The organism is Brevibacillus sp. LEMMJ03, from assembly GCF_007197875.1.
Classification (GTDB): domain Bacteria; phylum Bacillota; class Bacilli; order Brevibacillales; family Brevibacillaceae; genus Brevibacillus; species Brevibacillus thermoruber.
In genome coordinates this window covers 420,819-440,228 of record NZ_VKJN01000001.1, presented here as the reverse complement: position 1 = coordinate 440,228, position 19,410 = coordinate 420,819, and the positions used below count along the sequence as shown (strand labels likewise).

Annotated in this window: 20 protein-coding genes; 1 reads left to right on the top strand and 19 read right to left on the bottom strand. The window is 61.3% G+C overall.

The genetic code is table 11. The features are described from left to right. Positions 1–29 precede the first annotated feature (29 nt). The 4 genes from FOI68_RS02185 to FOI68_RS02170 form a co-directional block, all read right to left on the bottom strand. Complete coding sequence (locus FOI68_RS02185; RefSeq protein ID WP_035297776.1) at positions 30–1,541, bottom strand: AAA family ATPase; 1,512 nt, start codon at positions 1,539–1,541, stop codon at positions 30–32. Beyond that, positions 1,534–2,061 (bottom strand): hypothetical protein, encoded by a 528-nt coding sequence (locus FOI68_RS02180; RefSeq protein WP_143862183.1) that lies wholly within the window; start codon positions 2,059–2,061, stop codon positions 1,534–1,536. The genes FOI68_RS02185 and FOI68_RS02180 overlap by 8 nt, the downstream gene beginning before the upstream one ends. 166 nt (positions 2,062–2,227) lie before the next feature. Continuing rightward, positions 2,228–2,707, bottom strand: coding sequence for a cell wall elongation regulator TseB-like domain-containing protein (locus FOI68_RS02175; RefSeq protein ID WP_143862182.1), 480 nt, complete (start codon positions 2,705–2,707; stop codon positions 2,228–2,230). 28 nt (positions 2,708–2,735) lie between these two features. Next, positions 2,736–3,422, bottom strand: coding sequence for a hypothetical protein (locus FOI68_RS02170; protein WP_143862181.1), 687 nt, complete (start codon positions 3,420–3,422; stop codon positions 2,736–2,738). 134 nt (positions 3,423–3,556) lie between these two features. Here FOI68_RS02170 and FOI68_RS23235 point away from each other — a divergent pair, with 134 nt between their 5' ends. Next, complete coding sequence (locus FOI68_RS23235; RefSeq protein ID WP_156110418.1) at positions 3,557–3,718, top strand: hypothetical protein; 162 nt, start codon at positions 3,557–3,559, stop codon at positions 3,716–3,718. Positions 3,719–3,800: 82 nt separating this feature from the next. Here FOI68_RS23235 and FOI68_RS02165 read toward each other — a convergent pair whose 3' ends face one another. The 15 genes from FOI68_RS02165 to FOI68_RS02095 form a co-directional block, all read right to left on the bottom strand. Beyond that, the gene (locus tag FOI68_RS02165) at positions 3,801–5,099 is read right to left on the bottom strand and encodes an amidohydrolase (protein ID WP_143862180.1); all 1,299 of its coding nucleotides are present in this window, start codon (positions 5,097–5,099) and stop codon (positions 3,801–3,803) included. A 15-nt stretch (positions 5,100–5,114) separates the two neighbouring features. Then, on the bottom strand, positions 5,115–5,738 hold the full coding sequence (locus FOI68_RS02160) for a redox-sensing transcriptional repressor Rex (RefSeq protein ID WP_029099645.1): 624 nt from the start codon (positions 5,736–5,738) through the stop codon (positions 5,115–5,117). Positions 5,739–5,754: 16 nt separating this feature from the next. After that, a complete protein-coding gene (locus tag FOI68_RS02155; RefSeq protein WP_029099644.1) occupies positions 5,755–6,648 on the bottom strand; it encodes a ComEC/Rec2 family competence protein in 894 nt (297 codons plus the stop codon). An 84-nt stretch (positions 6,649–6,732) separates the two neighbouring features. Continuing rightward, a complete protein-coding gene (dinG, locus tag FOI68_RS02150) occupies positions 6,733–9,621 on the bottom strand; it encodes an ATP-dependent DNA helicase DinG (protein ID WP_143862179.1) in 2,889 nt (962 codons plus the stop codon). A 46-nt stretch (positions 9,622–9,667) separates the two neighbouring features. Continuing rightward, complete coding sequence (locus FOI68_RS02145) at positions 9,668–11,200, bottom strand: tetratricopeptide repeat protein (RefSeq protein ID WP_143862178.1); 1,533 nt, start codon at positions 11,198–11,200, stop codon at positions 9,668–9,670. Between the two features lie 80 nt (positions 11,201–11,280). Beyond that, the gene (gene panD / locus FOI68_RS02140) at positions 11,281–11,664 is read right to left on the bottom strand and encodes an aspartate 1-decarboxylase (protein WP_143862177.1); all 384 of its coding nucleotides are present in this window, start codon (positions 11,662–11,664) and stop codon (positions 11,281–11,283) included. Positions 11,665–11,695: 31 nt separating this feature from the next. After that, the gene (gene panC, locus FOI68_RS02135; RefSeq protein ID WP_044898526.1) at positions 11,696–12,544 is read right to left on the bottom strand and encodes a pantoate--beta-alanine ligase; all 849 of its coding nucleotides are present in this window, start codon (positions 12,542–12,544) and stop codon (positions 11,696–11,698) included. Positions 12,545–12,552: 8 nt separating this feature from the next. Next, on the bottom strand, positions 12,553–13,419 hold the full coding sequence (panB, locus tag FOI68_RS02130; RefSeq protein WP_143862176.1) for a 3-methyl-2-oxobutanoate hydroxymethyltransferase: 867 nt from the start codon (positions 13,417–13,419) through the stop codon (positions 12,553–12,555). 252 nt (positions 13,420–13,671) lie between these two features. Continuing rightward, positions 13,672–14,655, bottom strand: coding sequence for a biotin--[acetyl-CoA-carboxylase] ligase (locus tag FOI68_RS02125; RefSeq protein ID WP_143862175.1), 984 nt, complete (start codon positions 14,653–14,655; stop codon positions 13,672–13,674). Further along, positions 14,645–15,868 carry a CCA tRNA nucleotidyltransferase gene (locus FOI68_RS02120; protein WP_029099638.1) on the bottom strand — a complete coding sequence of 408 codons (1,224 nt, stop codon included), beginning with the start codon at positions 15,866–15,868 and terminating at the stop codon, positions 14,645–14,647. The genes FOI68_RS02125 and FOI68_RS02120 overlap by 11 nt, the downstream gene beginning before the upstream one ends. Before the next feature lie 126 nt (positions 15,869–15,994). Continuing rightward, complete coding sequence (gene bshA, locus FOI68_RS02115; RefSeq protein WP_143862174.1) at positions 15,995–17,122, bottom strand: N-acetyl-alpha-D-glucosaminyl L-malate synthase BshA; 1,128 nt, start codon at positions 17,120–17,122, stop codon at positions 15,995–15,997. A gap of 18 nt (positions 17,123–17,140) precedes the next feature. Then, positions 17,141–17,836 (bottom strand): bacillithiol biosynthesis deacetylase BshB1, encoded by a 696-nt coding sequence (bshB1, locus tag FOI68_RS02110; RefSeq protein ID WP_029099636.1) that lies wholly within the window; start codon positions 17,834–17,836, stop codon positions 17,141–17,143. Further along, on the bottom strand, positions 17,833–18,243 hold the full coding sequence (locus FOI68_RS02105) for a methylglyoxal synthase (protein WP_029099635.1): 411 nt from the start codon (positions 18,241–18,243) through the stop codon (positions 17,833–17,835). Before FOI68_RS02105 ends, bshB1 begins: the two co-directional genes overlap by 4 nt. A 50-nt stretch (positions 18,244–18,293) precedes the next feature. Continuing rightward, positions 18,294–19,046 (bottom strand): 4-hydroxy-tetrahydrodipicolinate reductase, encoded by a 753-nt coding sequence (gene dapB / locus FOI68_RS02100; protein ID WP_143862173.1) that lies wholly within the window; start codon positions 19,044–19,046, stop codon positions 18,294–18,296. Positions 19,047–19,048: 2 nt separating this feature from the next. Continuing rightward, the gene (locus FOI68_RS02095) at positions 19,049–19,387 is read right to left on the bottom strand and encodes a nucleotide pyrophosphohydrolase (protein WP_143862172.1); all 339 of its coding nucleotides are present in this window, start codon (positions 19,385–19,387) and stop codon (positions 19,049–19,051) included. Positions 19,388–19,410 lie beyond the last annotated feature (23 nt).

Below are 19,410 nucleotides of genomic sequence, written 5' to 3'. Positions count from 1 at the left end.
TTGTGATGAACACAAAAAAAGCCGGCGGATCAAACCGCCAGCTCCTCGGACGATTGCCGGGCTTCGGCCAGCAGGCTGCGGAACGCGTCGCCATGCAGCACTTCCTCTTCCAGCAGGGTGTTGAGGCCGATCTGGAACACGGAGTCGAACTGGCGCAGCAGCGCGCGCGTCTTCTCCAGCAGTTCCTCCAGCAATCGGTTTACTTCTTCGTGTATTTGCGTCTTGTCCGCGAATTGCAGGTGGACGATCCCCAAGCGGGACATCCCGCTCTGGACGATCTCCGTCGCCATGTTCAGAGCCTGCTCAAAGTCGTTCTTGGAGCCGGTGCTCCGGCCGCCGTAGTAGATTTCTTCGGCGACGGCGCCGCCGAGGCAGACCATGATCTGCTGTTCCAGCGCTTCCTTGGTGTACAGGTAGCGATCCTCCAGCGGATTTTGACGGACGTAACCCAACGCTTTGCCGCGAGGACTCAGCGTCACCTGGGAGACGGAACCAGGGCGCACGTGTTCGCTGACGATCGCGTGTCCCAGCTCGTGCAGCGCCACCCGCTTCTTTTCTTCCAGCGACGCTTCCCGGTCCACTTTTTCCCCCAGCATGACCTTGTCCACCGCGTGGGCAAAGTGGCGCGCCTCAATCTTCTCGCACTGTTCGCGCATGGCGTAAATCGCTGCTTCGTTCGCCACGCTCTCCAACTGCGCGCCGGAGAAGCCAAACGTCTCCTGCGCCACTTTTTCCAGCGAGACGTCGGGGGCAAGCGGCTTGTTGGCGGTGTGGATCATCAGAATCTGCTCGCGCGCGGTCTTGTCCGGCAGATCGACGCTGATGTGCCGGTCAAAGCGTCCGGGACGAAGCAGAGCGGGGTCCAGCATGTCCTTGCGGTTGGTCGCGGCAATCAGCAGGATGCGCGGCTTGTCGCTGGTGGCGATGCCGTCCATCTCGGTCAAGAGCTGGTTCAGCGTTTGGTCGTATTCGCGCTGCTGCTGACCGTCGCGCTTGCCGCCGATCACGTCAATTTCGTCGATGAAAATGATCCCGCTGTCCTGACCGTTCTTTTCTGCCAGGGTTTTGACTTCCTTGAACAAATCGCGGATGCGCTGGGCGCCCACCCCGACGTACATCTCCACAAACTGGGAACCGGAAGCGGCCACAAACGCGGAATTGGTGTAATTGGCCGCCGCTTTGGCCATCAGCGTTTTCCCCGTCCCCGGGGGACCCGTGAGCAGCACCCCTTTGATCGGGCGAATGCCGTACTGCTCGATTTTGTCCTTGTGCACGAGAAAATCGAGCGCTTCTTTCAACTCGTTTTTGGCCCGCTCCTGTCCGCCGATGTCGGAGAACGTCACGTTGGAGGCGGGAACGGCGTGTTTGCTCGGCTTGGACTTGCCGCCGAACGACAGTTTTCCCTGGTTCTGCCGTACGATCAGAAAATAAATGGCCGTCAGGACGGCCGCAAACACGAGAAACGGCGTGATGTTGACACCGAGGAACAGCAGGAAGATCAGGATGCCGGGAATCACGCCGCACAAGATCTCCTTACCCATGCGTCGTCACCTCGTTTCCGGCCGAACGGGGAACGATGGCGTAGAAGTCGTCCTTCCCCTTTTTCATGTAGACGTAGACGTTGCGGTCGTCCATCAATGCGGACGCTTCATCCAGCCGATGGGCCGTCTTCCACTCCGTCAACATCTGCGGAATGCGGCTGTACTGGTGCAGATCCACCGCTTCCGTAAAGGAAAACAACCCGTCCATCCAAATCTGTTCCAGGTCTTGGGAGCGGTTGTCCACTCCAACTTCCACCGTCTTGCCCCCGGCCAGGGCCGCGGTTTCCTGGAGCAAGCGGCGGTATTCCTGCGGGAACAGATCCGGGCGGGTCACCTGCAGCTTTATCTCAATGCGATCCTTGCTTACATCCAAGTGCGTCAGTTCCGCTGACTGCATCTGTCCGATTTGGGTGCGAAGCGGTTTTTCCACTTCCATTTTCTGGTACAAGAACCAACCACCGAACAGGAGAGTGAGCGTCGCCAGCAGCGAGAGGCCTATCGCACGTTTTCGCAGTTGCACAGCTACTCCCCCCTTGTTGTTTTGTGCTCTCTGTCATCGGTTCCAGTATATCACACCCGTATAGCGTTTTTGGTATGCAGATGTTGGATAGCGGGACTCGACTAGAACGGCAAAAAGGCCTTTTTCGCTTGGAAAAAGGCCTTGCGAGCGTACATCTGCATCCGGTCTACGCCGGCGAGATGATGTAAGACGTGAGCAGCTTGCCGCTGAACAGGTCGTAGTGGAGATAGTGAAAACGGCCGTCGCGATCCTGCAGGGTGACTTCCCAAAAGCGGCTGTTCTCGTCCAACCCCGGGACGATGTGCAGCACCCGCGCGTCCGGGAAGCCTTTTTTGACCGCCGCTTCGACACTTTCCCGGCTTACCGCCCTGTCCATCGTGTCAAATTCGGCCTTGTCGGCTGTCAGCCAGGCGACCACCGGCGTTCCGGCCATGTTTTTGCCCAGCACGACGGCGTACGCCTGCTTGCCGCGGTACTCGTCAATCGCATCGATCTGGGCGATCGTCGTCCGTTCCTGTACCCACTGCCGCACCTGGTCTTCGAAGTCGTGCCGCTTGCCCACGACCGTGGAGGTCAGGTGATAGGCGGCACCCAGGGCGACCACCAGACAAACGGTCACTGCCCCTAGAAAGATTCGTACGTACACAATGACAATCCCCTTTATCCTCCAAACGTTACAGCCGGAAGCGAAGCTGGTCCTGCTTCATGCCGGCCGGCGTCTTCATTTGCAGCAGCACGTCCAACTGCCGCAATTCCCGTGTCGTACCATCGTACCACACATGGTAATCGACGGCGATCTGGCGGGCCAGTCCCGCCTCCTGGATGGGAAAAGACGGTCCCAGCCACGTCGCCAGGAGCGAGGTGACCTCTCCTGCCGGGATGGACAAGCGGTACCCCTGCCACGCCCGGTTGGAGGGGTCCGACACGGCCAGCGGCGTGACCGATCGTAGGTGGTCTTTCAGGAGAACCGCATGCTCCTGCGGCGTGAACAGGGCATAGGGCAGCGCCGTTTGCTCCTGCACCTGCCCGTCCACCGTCACGCTGACGTCCTGCTCGCTCCGCCGCAGTTCCACGTGGTGGCCGCCGATCTCCCCGCTTAATTGAAACCGCTGTCCCTGGAAACGTCCGCTCAGGACGTGATCTTGCAGGTATACTTCAAATGGCCGTTCCTTTTGCTCGGTGAGCTGGTCCAAGAGATCGGCCACGACCATCCGATCCGCTTCCGCACGTTCTGCCTCTGCCATGATGGGCACGCCCTTCCCGTCATGCCGGTTGTGCAGCGCCCCCAACGACACGCCAAGGAAAAACAGGCCGAGAAAAATGGGCAGCAGCCACCAGAGCTGCTTGGGCCGGACGTACATGTCCTTCCCCTCCTGTCCCGTTTTTTCCTTAACCTATGTGAGGCGGGAAGGTTTTAGAACGGTACGGAAAACTTGCTAAACATACCCCCCGGCGTCCCGGCCATACTACAGATACACCCCGAGGAGGTGAGCGCGTGAAACCGTCGCAACGATCGACATCTCCTGACGTGCTAGGGTATCTGCTGCAGGAATACCGCGTCTCCTGGGCAGCGTTGTCGTCGCCGCTGAGAACCTTGACCCACTCGCCCACACTGGAGTTCCGCCACGCCCCGCTTACGGACGTGTGGCAAAAATGAGCGCGGCATGGCGTCCAAACAAAACTTCCTCTACCTACACCTACGCTCCCCTTCTCCTGTCATTTGCCCTGACAGGAGCCTTTTACCGTTTCAGCGTTTGGAACACGCGGTTCGCTTCAAAAATCACGCGCTCTTCGTCCACGGTCAACAGCTCGCGGTTGCGCATCAGGAACCGGCCGGCCACGATCGTGTCGGTCACGTCCCGTCCGTTGGCCGCATACACCACGTGGGAGACCGGGTTGTGAGCGGGATGGAAATGGGCCTGATGGCTGTCCAGGACGATCAGGTCCGCCTGCTTGCCGGTTTCGATCGAACCCAGCTCATCCGGCTGGAACACGCCGTCCGCCCCGTAGCGGGTCGCCATGCGCAGCGCTTCTTCCGCCGGAACGGCCACGGGGTCGTAACCCACTCCCTTGTGCAGAATGGCGGCCAGCTTCAGTTCTTCAAACAGGTTCAGATTGTTGTTGCTGGCGGTGCTGTCCGTTCCCAGCGAAACGCTGATTCCTTTCGCCAGCATTTGGGGAACCGGCGCCACGCCGCTGGCCAGCTTCAGGTTGCTCACCACGTTGTGGGAGACTTTCACTTGATATTTTGCCAATACGTCCATTTCTTCATCCGTCAGATGAACGGCATGTGCTACCAGCGTCGGACGGCGGAACACGCCCAGTTTTTCCAGGTGGGCGACCGGACGAAGGCCGTAATCCCGCTCGTTTTGGCCCACTTCCCACTTTGTTTCCGACATGTGGATGTGGATCGGCAGGGAAAGCTCTTCCGCCCGTTCCACAATTTGCGTGATAAATTCCGGCGGGCAGGTGTACGGCGCATGAGGCGCAAGCATCGTGGTGATGCGGCCGTCCGCCTGATTGTGCCAGTTTTTGGCAAAAGTGGTAGCCTCCCGCAGTTTGGCCGCCCGCTCTTCCTCCGAGCAGAGGCCGATCATGCCGCGGCACAGCCGGGCGCGCATTCCGGTCGCTTCCACCGCTTTGGCCACTTCGTCCATGTGGTCGTACATGTCGACGAAGGTCGTCGTTCCCGTGCGGATCATCTCAATCAGCGACAGGTATGTGCCCCATTTCACATGGTCGGCGGTAAACTGCGCTTCCAGCGGCCACATTTTGTCTTCGAGCCACTGCTGCAGCGGCAGGTCGTCGGAGTATCCGCGCAAGAGCGACATGCCCGCATGGCCGTGCGTGTTGATCAGGCCCGGCAGGAGGTAGTTGCCCTTCAGGTCGATCACCTCGTCGTAGCCGGACACGTCCGCAGGCGTGGGGCCGACGTACGTAATCGCGCTGCCGGCAAACGCGACGGCTCCGTCGTGGATCACCTCGTTCTGGTCGTTTACGGTGATCACGGTGGCGTGAGTCAAGATCGTCTGTTTCATCGTTCCACTCCGTTCTTACGTTAAATAATAGGCGAGACTTTGCAGGCTGGACGTCACATCCGCATAGTGGATGCGCACCTCTTTCTCCGTCCGGATGGTCGTCGGCGCGAAGTTGAGGATGCCTTCGATCCCCGCCTCGATCAAGAGATCGGCCACCGATTGGGCGGCGGCAGCCGGGACCGTGATGATCGCCAGGCGAATGTGCCGATCCTTCACTGTCTGCTTCAGCTCTTCCAGCGGCTGGATCGTGATCCCCGCAATCTGCTTGCCCTGCTTGGCCGGATCGCTGTCAAAAATCGCCGCGATCCGCATCTGATCCTTCAGGAACGCGTTGTAGTTGCTGATCGCGTGGCCGAGATGGCCGGCGCCGACGAGCGCGACGCGAATTTCCTGATCCAGTTTGAGAATCTGGCGGATTTTTTCCACCAGGTAGTTGACGTCATAGCCGATGCCTTTCTTGCCGAAATCGCCGAACGCGGCTAAGTCTTTGCGGATTTGGGCGGGGTTGACGTCCAGATTTTTGCCCATCTGCTGGGAGGATACCGTCGTCACGCCCACTTGCTGCAAATAACTCAGGTAGCGCAGATAAATCGGCAAACGGCGAACGACCGCTTCCGAAATCTTTTCACTTTTGGCCACGTACGGTCCTTCCTCCTTACTTTTTTCGCTTGACGACACGGTAATCCCTGCCGTTGGACAGGATCGCGATCGTGCCGTGCTGGCTGGTGATGTAGGTCTCCGCCCACGATTCGCCCAGGCGTTCCAGCACTTCCTCCTGGCTGTCTTTCATCTCGTTTCGGGACTTGCCGGTCAGAATCACCGCCACCTGCGGGTCCACCTTGGTGAGAAACGGCTGGGAAGAGGCCTGGTTTCTCCCCTGGTCGGCCACTTTCAGCACTTCCGCCTTCAACTGGCCGCCGTGCTTCTCCAGCAGGCGCTCTTCCGCCTTTTCATTGACGGCGCTGGCAAAGAGAAAGCGAAGCTGGCCGTGCCGCAGCCGGAACACCAGGGAATTGTCCTGCGGAGACAAAAACAGCGGTTCGCTGGGATGAAGCACGTCCAACACAACGTCGTTGTCCAGTCTGATCGCGTCGCCGTCCGCGACGGGCAGCAGCTTTTTGTCCCCTTTGAGCGGGACGAGCCTGCGAATCGACGGCTCGATCAGACGGGGCAGAATGACCGTATCCACCGGCATCCGGTCGCTGAGAAAGGCGAAGCCCCCCGCTTGTTCCGGCTGATCGTTGGTCACGACAACATAGTCCAGACGCGTCAGCTTTCGCTCGGACAGCATGCCGAACAAGACGGGCCAGTCTTCCGCGCTTCCCGTGTCGACCAGCATGGTTTTTCCGCCCGGCAGTCGGATCAGCGTGCTCTCGCCATGCGGCAGGGCGAGAAAGTGGATCACCAGCCCGACAAATTCGCGTTCGTCGTCGCTGGCGAAGGGGTCCTCCACCTTTACCACTCCCTGCAAATGGCTGTCGATCGAGCAGCCGGCAAACAGCACGACGCACAGCAGCAGCAGCCAAGCCCTACGCGTATTCCCCAGCATTTATTCTATCACCTAAATCCCTGCGAGACTATTGCTTCATTTTATGAGTCTCGCCGGGATTGCATGCAGCCGGCCGTTCAACGCTTACAGCTCCGTGCCGGTCTCTTGGGCCAGAAACGGACCGATCCGCTCGCGGAGCTCCGGCCAGGTGCCCGTCTGCACCTGAAACGGCGGCAGGGATTGCAAAAACGCCCGGCCGTAGCGGGACTCGACGATGCGTCCGTCAAACACGACCACGACGCCGCGGTCCAAATGATGCCGGATCAGCCGGCCGACGCCCTGCTTGAACTGGATCACCGCTTGCGGCAGGGCCAGCGACATGAAGGCGTTTTTCCCGTCCGCTTTCAACTGCTCCGCTCTCCCCTGGTAGACGGGGTGATTGGGCGGCGTAAAGGGAAGCCGCACGATGACCAGGCAGCTCAGCGCTTCGCCGGGGATGTCCACGCCCTCCCAAAAACTGCTGGTCCCCAGCAGCACACCGTGTTCCAGCCGTTGGAACAGCCGGACCAGCTTGCTGCGGTTGCTGCTGTCGATGCCGTGGCCGAGCAGGGTGTACGGCTCGTCAGCCAACTGCTCCTTCATCAACTGGTACACCTGGCGGAGCATCGAGTGAGACGTAAACAGGATCAGCGTCCGGCCGCCGGCGGCGCGGATCACGTCCAGGCAGCCCTGCACGACCGCTTCCAGGTAGTGTTCGTCGCTTTCTTTTCCCGGGGCGGGAAAGTCGGAAGGGATGAACAGCAGTCCCTGTTCCTCGTAGGCAAACGGGGAGGGCAGGGCCAGGGTACGCACCCGTTCCTCCGGCATCCGATCCAGGCCAAACCGCTCAATCATGTAAGCAAAGCTGTTCTTGACCGTCAAGGTGGCCGAGGTGAGAATCAGGCTGCGCTTTGCTGTGAACAGCGGATGGGCGAGCGCATCGGCGACCTTCAGCGGCGCGGCGTGCAGATAGACGTGCTTGCGGGGGGTGCGGGCCTCCACTTCCATCCAGCAGACGTACTCCGCGTCCGGTTCCAGCAAAAAGAAGTGAAGCAGTTCGGCCGTTTCCTGAAGTTCGTCCACCAGGCCGGACACATCCGTCCGCAGGCTGCGCAGCTCGTACGGCGGTTTTTCGTCGGCGGGGATGCACTGCAGCAGGCGGTCCATGGACGCCGCGTACGCGGTGAGCGCTTCGATCACCCGGCGCGCCGCCCTGCGAATCCGTTCGTGCCGGCCGGAAAACGACTCCTTGCGGTACCGCACCGTTTCCCGCCCGGTGTCGGTCGTCTCCTCTCCCCGGTCCGCCGCCCACTGGTACAGAAGCTGCGTCATCTGCAGCGCCTTTTCGCGCAGCGCGGGGAACAGCTTGTCCATCTCCGCCAAGGTCTCCGCGACCCTGCCGCCATCCTCCGCCTGCCAATCCTGCAGCTCGGCGGCGAAGCGCCGCACAACGCTCCCTTCTTCCGCCGCCGCCCGATCCAGCAAAAACATCATTCCGGCAGTGGACAACTGCTTGCCGAGATGGGCGGTGGCGATCTCTTCCAGATGGTGGGCCTCGTCGATGACCGCCGTCTCATACGGCGGCAGAATCCGGTTCTCCGCCTGCAAATCGCTGATCAAGAGCGCGTGGTTGACGATCAGGATGTCCGCGTCCCGCGCCCGCTCCCGGGCCTGGAAATAGTAGCAGCGGCTGAACCAGGGGCAGTTGCGGTGCAGGCAGGAGGCGGCGTCGCTTTTCACCTGCTGCCAGTACAACTGTCCGGCAGCGGGCAGGCTCAACTCCTCCACGTCGCCTGTTTCCGTCTGGGTCAGCCAGGTGAGCATCTGCCCTTTGACCAGGCGGAGTTCCTGACTGTTTCCCTCCACGGGCTCCTCCAGGCTTTGTTCAAACTTGCGCAGGCAGAGATAATTGCCCCGCCCCTTCAGCGTGGCGGCGGTAAAGTCAAACGGCAGCGACTGCTTGAGAGCGGGGATGTCCTTGTGAAACAACTGCTCCTGCAGGTGAATGGTGTGCGTGCTGATCACCACCGGCTCACGGTGCTGTTTGGCCCACACGATGCTGGGCAGCAGGTAGGCGAGCGATTTGCCGGTCCCCGTCCCCGCTTCCACGAGCAGATGCGCGCCGTCGCTCATCGCGTCATGGATCGCGCGCATCATCGCTTCCTGCGCTTCCCGCCGCTGATAGCCGGGCAGGCTGCGCCCCAGCGCCGCCTTTTCGTCAAGCATCTGCTCCAGCATCTCGGCAAACGGTTTTGTCAGCGGCTCAGCGCGTTCCAGCGGCGTCTTGGCGCGTCCTTCCCGCTTGCGCAGGGCAAGCTGACGGTACACGTCCCACAGCTCCGACTCGTCCGTCTTGGTACCGGATTCGTCCAAAAGCGGCACCTCCGCCAGCTTTTCCATCTCGATGTGGCGCAGCAGGACGTCGATGTCAGTGCGAAACGACGAGACGAGCATCTGCAGCCGCTGCACCGTCACCAGCGGCAGTTGGCGCAGGATGTCCAACAGATGCAAAAACAGGCGGGCCGTCACCATCGCGTCGCTGTCCGCCTGATGCGGACGGTCGTGTTCGATCTGCAGGTCGTCGGCCAGTTCACCCAGGCGGTAGCTGTTTTGCATCGGCATCAAAAAGCGGGACAGTTCCACCGTGTCCAGCACATATCCGTCAAACGTATAATAGCCCTGGCTCAGCAGGGCTTCTTGCAGAAACTGCAGGTCAAATGCGGCATTGTGAGCCACAAAGGCCCGCCCGTCCAGCATGCGGAGGAACCTGGGAAGCGCTTCCTCCAGCGTGGGGGCATCGGCCACCATGTCGTCCGTGATGCCGGTCAACTGCGTAATAAACGGCGGGATCGGTTGCCCGGGGTTGATCAGGGTGGAATAGCTCTCCGTAATCTGCCCGTCGTCGATGGCGACGGCGCCGATCTGGATGATGCTGTCCCCCTGCCGCGGGTGGCTTCCCGTTGTCTCAAAGTCTACGACGATAAATCGATTCAACCTCTTGTCACCTCGTACGTGCGCGGACAGTAGGGCGTCCGCTTCCCTAGCATTCGGCAGCGTCCGGGAATTTTCCTGCTCCGGGCGCCGTTTCCGGCTGCAAAAGTTCGCTTGCGGCCGTCGGTCCCCCCAGCTTGGCGGCGCACAACTGCAGGTAGAGCGGGATCTCCTGAAAGTGGTCGCTGTGGGGAAGCACCCGCCGAAAATATTGCTCCGCCAGCCGCCAGTTCTCCTCCGCAACGGCAATCCGGCCGAGATGGTAATACCCGAGCGAACGAATATACGGATCCCCGTCCTCGGTAAACGGCGCGGCCAAACGTTTGGCCGTCGGCATGTCCCCCAGCCGCTCGTAAGCGGTGATCAGCCCGGACTGGGCCAGCCGGTGATCCCGCTGCTTGCTCAGGATAGAGCGAAACGATGCCAGCGCGTCGTCCACCCTGCCGTCAAACAGCAGCATCCAGCCGTAGCTGAAGGCAAAGTCGGGATTGTCCGGCGCGAGGCTGATCGCCTTTTTCATCAGGGTCAGCGCCCGCCGCGTGCCGGCGATCAGCCAGGTGTTCCAGGCCAGTCCGTGCCACGCCCACCCTTCGCGGGGAAACCGCTCCGCCAAAAAGTGGTAGCAGACCTGGGCGCGGTGATAGTTGCCCAACGATTCGTAAAGGCTGGCCATCTCCCGCAGCGTCTCGCTGTCCAGCTTGCGCGTCGGCAGTTTCAGCGAGTCCGGAGGCTGCGGGTCCGCCGTCTCGTCACGCGCCTGCAGGATGCGGGCCGCTCTCAGCCAGAGCATCTGCGCTTCCCAGTCGGAGTCCCCTTCATGCAGCAGCGATTCAACCGTCTCCAGCGCCTCCTGCACATCGCCGTCCTGCAGGTAGCAGAGCGCCAGGTTGAACCGGGCCTCCCGCTGTCCCGGATGGTGTTCGAGCGCCGCCTTGAAGGCCTGTGCCGCCTCCAGCCACTGCCGTTCTTCCGCCAGCATGCAGCCGATCGCGTTGTAGCTGATCGCCGCCACCACCGGCGATTGGGCCGAGCGGCTGAGCAGGCGGAACTCCCGGAGCGCTTCCTCCCTCGCCTCGGAAAACAACAGGCTGTAGGCGTAGTAGAGCCGGCCGCTCTCCCAGTCCGGCGATTCCTTGACCAGTTCGGCAAAGCACTGCCGGGCGTCCTGATAGAGGCGTAGCTGATAAAACCCTTCACCTTTGCGGTACATGTGCTCGAAGGGACGGCCGGCCGCTTCCGCCAGGAATGCGCCCAGGTTGGCTGCGGCCGCGTCCCCGCCATGGTCATGATGTCCGCCCGGCGATGCGTCGGCGCCCGCTTTTGCCTTCGTCGGTGCGGCTGTCCCTGGCTGACTTTCATCGGCAGGCGGGTACTCTCCCTCCAACTGCTTGATGCGGCGAATCGCGAGGGACAGCTTTTCCTCAAACTGCAGCCACAGATCGACCACCCGATCACTCACCTGGCGCAGTTCAAACAATTGATCGGCGAGCAGGAGCTTTTCGTCCTCCGACGCCGTCGGCCACTTCCGTTCGATCGTCTCCGCTTTGGAACGCAGCGCGGAGAACCATTCTTCCAGCTTCATAAAAAAGCCACCCCCCTTGAGGCGTGAGTAGTCTCATTGTCTCACAAGGCAGGTGGCTCTATGCAGGCCCGCCGCTCGCGTCAATAGACGGTCGCGTGCACTTCCTCCGCCAGCAGTTGGGCAATCTTGTTGTTCTCGTCCATAATGGCGACGCGCGGTTTGTGGGTGCGAGCCTCTTCGTCCGTCATCATCGCGTACGAAATGATGATGACGATGTCGCCCGGCTGCACCAGGCGGGCGGCGGCTCCGTTCATGCAGATGACCCCGCTGCCCGGCTCTCCTTCGATCACGTAGGTTTCCAGACGCGCGCCGTTGTTGTTGTTGACGATTTGCACCTTTTCGTTCGGCAGGATGTCCAGCGCATCGAGAATCTCCTTGTCGATGGTGATGCTGCCGACGTAGTTCAGGTTGGCTTCCGTGACGGTGGCGCGGTGGATTTTTGCTTTCATCATCGTGCGAAACACGGCGGTCTCCTCCCCTTTTCAGTCGTGTTAGCTATACGGTAACCATCATGTTGTCGATCAGGCGAGTGCGGCCGAACCGCACCGCCAGGGCGAAAATAAGCCGCTGGCCGGGGCTGGCCGTATCAACTGGCGTCAGCCGCGGGTACGTGAGCACCTCGACGTAATCGATCTCGGCCAGCGGCTCCGCCGTGATCATCGCCGCCATGCGCTCCTTGATCTCGTCAAGCGGGACCCCCTCTTTGAGCCACGCTTCCGCCTGTTTGAGGCTGCGGTAAAGGACGGTGGCCTGCCGCCGTTCCTCCGGGTTGAGATAGACGTTGCGCGAGCTCATCGCCAGGCCATCCGGTTCGCGCACGATCGGGCAGGGCACGATCTCCACCGGAACGGACAGATCTTCCACCATTTGGCTGATGACGGCAAGCTGCTGGGCGTCCTTCTGTCCAAAAAAGGCGGCGTCCGGCTGGACGATGTGAAACAGCTTCAGCACGACGGTCGCCACGCCGTCGAAGTGACCCGGCCGGGATTGACCGCACAGCGGCTCGGACACCTGAGCCACGGAGACGGTCGTCAGCACCTGGCGCGGATACATTTCCTCCACACTCGGGGTGAACAAGAGATCGACTCCGGCGGACCGGGCCAGTTCGCGGTCCCGTTCAATATCGCGCGGATAGCGCTCAAAATCCTCGTTGGGCCCGAATTGCAGCGGGTTGACGAAAATGCTCATCACGACAAAATCGCACGTCTCCCGAGCCTTCTTGACCAGGCTGAGGTGGCCGTCATGGAGATAGCCCATGGTGGGCACGAAGCCGATCCGTTTCCCCTGCCGGCGCGCTTCGCCGACATGGCGGCGAAGTTCGGCAATCGTGGGTACCTGCAGCATGCGCTCGATCATCGCCGGCCCCCTCCTTCTCCGTAGAGCTGTTTCACCGTTTCCTCCGCCGCGTGAAAGACGTGTTCCGGAGCCGGAAAACGGCGGTCCTTCACCTCGGAGACGTACGCCGCCACCGCTTCGCGAATGACGATCCCTGTGTCGGCGTAGCGCTTGGCAAATTTGGGCTTCCAATCCGACGACCCGTACCCAACCAGATCGTGCAGCACCAGCACCTGGCCGTCACAGGAGGGGCCGGCTCCGATGCCGATGACCGGAATCTCCAGCTTGTCCGCAATGACGGCAGCCACTTCCTGCGGCACACATTCCAGCACCAGCGCGAACACGCCCGCTTCCTCCAGCGCCATCGCATCTTCCAGCAGGCGGCGGGCCTGTGCCAGATCACGCCCCTGCACCTTGTAGCCGCCCAGTTGGTGAACGGCCTGCGGCGTCAGGCCGATGTGCCCCATCACCGGAATGCCGGCCTGCACACAGCGCGTGACGATCGGCGCGAGTTCCCGGCCTCCCTCCATTTTTACCGCTTTGGCCAGCCCCTCCTGCAGGAGACGGCCCGCGTTCTTGACCGCTTCCTCCACCGTCCCGTGGTAGCTGAGAAACGGCATGTCGCTGACCACAAAGGCCCGCTTGACCGCCCTGGTCACGGCTTTGGTATGGTGCAGCATGTCGTCCATCGTGACCGGGATCGTCGAATCGTACCCCAGTACCACCATCCCGAGCGAATCTCCCACCAGGATCATGTCCGCTCCCGCTTCTTCCACCAGCTTGGCGGAAGGAAAGTCGTACGCGGTGACCATGGCGATCGGTTGGCCGTCACGCTTTTTTTTACGCAAATCGGACGTGGTGACCGGCGCCAGGTTGTTTGTCATCTCTCCCACCTCTTTGTGCGCCCCACCCCGTGGACCCATCCGGAAATAAAAAACCCTCTCGCCGAAAAAGGGAGAAGGGTGTCCATGCAAACATTTGTCCATGGTCGCTGGATTCCTTCTGTCTCGGTCCACACAGGCTCTGAGCAGATTGTTGTCCATTACGATGTGTTGATGCTTGATAAAAAATACTCCCGGTTTGGAGTGCCGTTCGCCGGACGATACGGCCTCCACCTTAGGAGTATACCAGAAGACTTATTCGTTTGCACCATAATTGACGTCGGCGGAATACACTTTATGCCGTGCACCCGCGGCGTCCTCGACGATCAGGACGCCTTCCTCGTCCAGACCGACAGCCCGTCCTTCCAGCGTGGAATGGATGGTTTTGACGGTCACCCACCGGCCGATCGTGTAGGAGCAGGCTTCCCACTCCGTCTTGATCCGGTCGAAGCCGTGCTGCAGATAGTGGTCGTACTCCGCTTCAAAGATGCGGCAAAACCGCTGGATGAACCGCACCCGGTTGACAGTCGTTCCGCTCTCGATCCGCAGCGAAGTGGCAATGGCCCTGAGCTCTTCGGGAAAATCGGCCGCGACGGCGTTGGCGTTGATCCCGATGCCGATGACGAGGTAGTTGACGCGGTCCGCTTCGGCGTTCAGCTCCGTCAGCACGCCGCACACCTTTCTGTCGCCGACAAAAATGTCGTTGGGCCATTTGATCTTGACCGCCACTCCCGTCTCCTTCTGCATCGTCTTCGCCACCGCGACGGCTGTCAGCAGCGTCATCTGCGGCGTTTTCGGGAGCGGGATCACGGGACGGACGATCAGGCTCATCCAGATGCCCGTGCCCTTGGGCGAATGCCAGGCACGTCCCAGGCGCCCTTTGCCGCCGGTCTGCTGCTCCGCGATCACCAGGGTCCCTTCCGGCGCCCCTTTGGCAGCCGCTTCATGCGCCAGCGGCTGGGTGGAGACGACGGTGTCGTACGCCTGCACGTGCTGGCCGATCCGCTTCGTGTCCAGGCCGGCGATGATCGCTTCGGCGGACAGGCGGTCGGGAGCGGCCAGCAGCCGGTATCCCGCCTTGCGGACCGCTTCCACCTCATACCCTTCCTGACGCAGTTCCTCGATGTGCTTCCACACCGCCGTCCGCGAGCAGCCGCAGGTCTGGCTCAGTTCCTCGCCGGAGATGAACCGGCCGGGATTGGCGTGGAACGCCTTCAGTATTTCCTGCTTAATGTTCATGACGCGCTACCTCTCTCCTTGCCTCTTCCACCAGCGCCTCCGGGGTGTTGGGCAGCCCGTGCAGCGCCGTCTGCTCCAGCAGGTGCATGAGCAAGCGCTGAATCCATTCCCCCGGTTTTCGCTCCAGGGCCGCCTGCAGATCGCGACCGGTGACGGCCAATTCGCGCAGCGACTTGACCGGCATCGACTCGTAGGCGGCGATCAGCGACCGCGAGGAACGGCGGTCCTTCCGCTTCCACCAGCACGCCTGCAGCAGGTTGTCCGTTTCCATGCAGACCGGCCAACCCGCCTGCAGCAAAAGTCGTCCCCACTCCACATCGCGCGGCTCATCCCAATCCGGCCGCAGCGCCGCCAGAAGCCCGACGAATTGGGCGATCGCTTCGGCTTCCCGCTTGGACATCCGAAGCTGCAGACAGAGTGTGCGCGCCTCCTGCGGGTCAAACCGGGCGGCATACATGAGCAGGGCCCACTTTTGGTTCAGCGTGCCCAGGTGCACCAGCCGCCACGCCTGCTCGTGCGACGTCCGGAACAGGCGATCCAGCAGAGGAGAAAAACCGGCCAAGCCCGTCTGCACGATCAGGCCGATCCCCTTTTGCGGCGCCGCGCTGTCGACGATCTTGTGCAGTTCTTCCCGAATCCGTTCCGCGGCGATATGCGACAAGAGCGGTGCCGTTTGCTCCATCGCCGCCAGGGTAACCGGCTCGATGGAAAAGTCAAGCTGCGCGGCAAACCGCACCGCTCTCAACAGCCGCAGGGCATCCTCGCGAAAGCGCCGCTCCGCCGTCCCCACCGCCCGGATCAGCCGATCCCGCAGGTCGTCCCGCCCGCCGAACGGATCGCGCAAACGGTCGAACCGGTCCATCGCCATCGCGTTGATGGTAAAGTCCCGCCGCTCCAGGTCGAGGTGCAGGTCGGAGACGAAGCGGACCTCTTTCGGCCGGCGGTAGTCCTCGTACGTACCTTCCACCCGGTACGTGGTCACTTCGAACATCTGCCCGTCCAGCCTGACGGAGACGGTCCCGTGCTGCAGGCCGGTGGGGACGTGGTCGGGAAACAGCCGCATGACGTCGCCGGGATGGGCATTCGTACATATATCTATATCGTGCACGGTTCTGCCGAGCAGCCAATCGCGGACGCACCCGCCGACGAAATAGGCTTCATAGCCGTTGTCCTCCAGCGTGCGCAGGATGCGAACCGCCAGTTCCTTGAGCAACTCCTTCACCCCGTTTTCCGTCCGCCCAGCAAAGGAGGCGTTTGTGTGAAAATCGTGTATGGCCTGTTCATCATGGTTTCCAAGCTGTTTCAGTTGGCCAAAAGCAGCCTGCACCGTCCGTGACCGTCACAACGATCCGGGGCCGAGCAGCTCGCGATACAGCAATTCGTACTGGGACGTGATCTTCTCGTGGCAGAAGGTTTCACTCGACCGCTGGATGCTGTTGCGGGACAGACGCCGGTAAAGGTCCGGGTCGGTCAGCAGGCGCACGGTCCGTTCCGCCATGCCGGCGACGTCCCCGACCGGCAGGAGAAAGCCGCACTCACCGTCCGGCACCACTTCCGGCAGTCCGCCCGCATTGGTCGTCACGACCGGCACGCCGCAGGCCATGGCCTCCAGCGCCACCAGCCCGAAGCTCTCCTTTTCCGACGGCAGCAGCATGACGTCGGCCATGGAGATTACCTCGGCCACATCCTCCTGTTTGCCGAGAAAATGGGTGTCGCTTTCCAGCCCCAGCTCGGCCACCATGTTGCGGACCGAACCGAGGTCGGGCCCCTCGCCGATCAGCATCAGCTTGACCGGAAGCTGCTCCCGCACCAGCCGGAAAATCTCGATCACGTCCGGCACCCGCTTGACCGGACGGAAATTGGAGATGTGCATCAGGATTTTTTCCCCGTTCGGTGCGAAGACGCGCTTCCACTCGCCCACCTCTTTGGGGTAGTAGCGCCGCTTGTCCACGAAGTTGTAGACCGGGACGATCTCCTTGTCGACGTGCAGCAGTTCCCGCGTCTGCCGGATCAAATCCTTGGACACGGCGGTGACCAGGTCGCTTTGTTCGATCCCGAAGCGGATCATGCCGCTCAGGCTGGAGTCGTATCCCAGTACGGTAATGTCCGTTCCGTGCAGGGTGGTGACGATCTTGAGCCGTTCGCCGACCATCTGTTTGGCCAGATAGGCGCACAGTGCGTGGGGAACGGCGTAATGGACGTGCAGCAGGTCCAGCTTTTCGTTCTGCGCCACCTGCGCCATCCGATTGGCCAGCGTCAAATCGTACGGAGGGTATTTGAACACGTCGTAATGATTGACTTCCACTTCATGGTAAAAAATGTTGGGATGAAACGTTCCCAGGCGGAAGGGCATGCTGGACGTGATGAAGTGAACCTGATGGCCCCGCTCCGCCAGCAGTTTGCCCAATTCCGTGGCAACGACTCCCGACCCGCCCAACGACGGGTAGCAGGTGATGCCAATCTTCATCCGGGTGTCCTCTCCTTCCTACAAGCTTGTCAGCACGTAAGGTGCAGCGCTGACAAACCCCTCCGCATACATGACGCCCGCCTGCTGCCCGAACAAGCGCTCCCTGTACTCCACCAGTTCCAGATACCCGTTGTTGAGCGGCGTAGAGACGCTGCCTTCTTCTTTTTCAAACTGGCTGCGGTACGACCGCAGCACCTCCATTTTTTGCGCGTACACCGGCGTGACGTCCACGACCACATTTGGCGTCGCCGTCGTGTTGATAAAATAGTACAGCAATTGGCTGGGGCGGTAGGCGGGCAGGGATCGTTCCGCGGTAAACAGACGAATTCCGGCGGAAAAGACAGCTTCCCGGACGATCCGGCTGACGCTCTCGTGATCCGGGTGACGGTCCTGCCAGTAAGGCGCCAGCACCACGCGCGGCCGCGTCTGCCGAATCAGGTCGACGACCCGGCTGATCGCCTCATCGCGCACCCGTTCCAGGCCGCGGTCCGGCAAGCCGAAATTATAGCGGACCGCAATCCCCAGCCGCTTGTCAGCCTCCGCCGCCTCCGCCTGCCGGCGCTCCACGGTGCCGTTGGACGAAAGTTCGGCGTAGGTCAGGTCGAGGATGCCGACGCGTTTGCCCTGTTTCACTGCCAGCAGCAGACTGCCGGCCGCCCCGATCTCCACGTCGTCGGGGTGCGCTCCGATGGCGAGGATGTCCAACTCGCTCATGCCTGCTCCTCCTTGCGCACGACCTCGCGCCAGCGCAGCTCGCCCCGCTCCAGCGCCTTCAGCAGCACTTCCGCCGTTCCCATGTTGGTGGCAAACGGAATCTTGTGCACGTCGCACAGGCGAAGCAGCGCGATGATATCCGGTTCATGCGGCTGCGCCGTCAGGGGATCGCGCAAGAAGATGATCAGATCCATCTCGTTGCGGGCGATCATCGCCCCGATTTGCTGATCTCCTCCCAGGGGGCCGGAGAGAAACCGCGTGACCTGTAGGGATGTCGCTTCCATGATCCTGAGTCCGGTCGTCCCCGTGGCGTACAATTCATGCTCGCGCAGGATGGACTCGTAGGCCATCGCCAATTGAACGATTTCTTCCTTTTTTCGGTCGTGTGCGATCAAAGCAATTTTCACGCAAACCTCTCCCTCGGTGTAAGTAGCGTTGCACAACGGTGTGCCCGTGCCTAATCAATCAGGTGCTCCAGTCCATAGATCAGTTCGCCCAGGTTCATCACAGCCTTAATCGCCATGTTTACTCCCGGCATGAACGACTCGCGGTTGATCGAGTCGTGACGGATGGAGAGCGTCTGGCCCGTTGCCCCGAACAGCACTTCCTGGTGAGCCACCAGTCCCGGCAGCCGCACGCTGTGAATCCGGAATCCGTGGTACTCCGCGCCGCGCGCCCCCGGGATGCTTTCCGTCTCTTCCGGGTGGCCCTGTTTGATCTCCTCGCGAACGGCCGCGATCATCTCCGCCGTTTTCAGCGCCGTTCCGCTGGGCGCGTCCAGCTTCCGGTCGTGGTGCAGCTCGATGATCTCCACATGCGGCATGTATTTCGCCGCCATGGCGGCAAATTTCATCAGCAGAATGGCCCCGATCGCGAAGTTGGGCGCGATGATGCCGCCGAGACCCGCCTCCCGGTACCGCGCCGTCAGCTCCTGCAGCTGCTCCGGCGTCAGTCCGGTCGTCCCCACCACCGGCCGAATGCCGTGGCGAAGACACAGTTCAAGGTGGCGGTAGACGCTGTGCGGCGTCGTAAAGTCAACCAGCACGTCGGGACGCATCTCGTCCAACTGTCGGCGGACCGCCTCATCGTCCCCCCGCGTGTCCAGTGCCCCTGTGTACACCAACTCCGCATCTTGTCCCAGCATTCTGACGACTTCCTGGCCCATCCGCCCGTGGGCTCCCGCTACTGCTACGCGAATCTGTTTGTCCATCTCTAGTTCGTCTCCTCTACTCTCGTCCAGCGATCCTTATCGCGTGTGTTGAATTTGTGCATAATACGATCAAACGCCTCTTGCAAATCAATGCCGAGCGAATTGGCGAAGCACAGCACAATGAAAAAGACGTCGCCCAACTCTTCGTCGATGGTTTTCTCCGCTTCGTCTTTTTTCTTTGGTTTTTCGCCGTAGTAGTGGTTGATCTCCCGCGCCAGTTCGCCCACCTCTTCCGTCATCCGGGCCATCATGGCCAGCGGGGAGAAATACCCTTCCTTGAATTGTGATATGTATTGGTCCACTTCCTGTTGGATATCCTGCAAGGTCTTCCGCTGATTCATCGGGTCACTCCTTTGTCTGCCAG

What these genes read in the sequence shown, in the direction of transcription:
- FOI68_RS02185 (WP_035297776.1), bottom strand. Translation starts at nt 1,541, where the DNA reads ATGGGTAAGGAGATCTTGTGCGGCGTGATTCCCGGCATCCTGATCTTC.
- FOI68_RS02170 (WP_143862181.1), bottom strand. Translation starts at nt 3,422, where the DNA reads ATGTACGTCCGGCCCAAGCAGCTCTGGTGGCTGCTGCCCATTTTTCTC.
- FOI68_RS02165 (WP_143862180.1), bottom strand. Translation starts at nt 5,099, where the DNA reads ATGAAACAGACGATCTTGACTCACGCCACCGTGATCACCGTAAACGAC.
- FOI68_RS02155 (WP_029099644.1), bottom strand. Translation starts at nt 6,648, where the DNA reads ATGCTGGGGAATACGCGTAGGGCTTGGCTGCTGCTGCTGTGCGTCGTG.
- FOI68_RS02145 (WP_143862178.1), bottom strand. Translation starts at nt 11,200, where the DNA reads ATGAAGCTGGAAGAATGGTTCTCCGCGCTGCGTTCCAAAGCGGAGACG.
- panC (WP_044898526.1), bottom strand. Translation starts at nt 12,544, where the DNA reads ATGCTGCAGGTACCCACGATTGCCGAACTTCGCCGCCATGTCGGCGAA.
- panB (WP_143862176.1), bottom strand. Translation starts at nt 13,419, where the DNA reads ATGACAAACAACCTGGCGCCGGTCACCACGTCCGATTTGCGTAAAAAA.
- FOI68_RS02125 (WP_143862175.1), bottom strand. Translation starts at nt 14,655, where the DNA reads ATGAACATTAAGCAGGAAATACTGAAGGCGTTCCACGCCAATCCCGGC.
- bshA (WP_143862174.1), bottom strand. Translation starts at nt 17,122, where the DNA reads ATGAAGATTGGCATCACCTGCTACCCGTCGTTGGGCGGGTCGGGAGTC.
- bshB1 (WP_029099636.1), bottom strand. Translation starts at nt 17,836, where the DNA reads ATGAGCGAGTTGGACATCCTCGCCATCGGAGCGCACCCCGACGACGTG.
- dapB (WP_143862173.1), bottom strand. Translation starts at nt 19,046, where the DNA reads ATGGACAAACAGATTCGCGTAGCAGTAGCGGGAGCCCACGGGCGGATG.
- FOI68_RS02095 (WP_143862172.1), bottom strand. Translation starts at nt 19,387, where the DNA reads ATGAATCAGCGGAAGACCTTGCAGGATATCCAACAGGAAGTGGACCAA.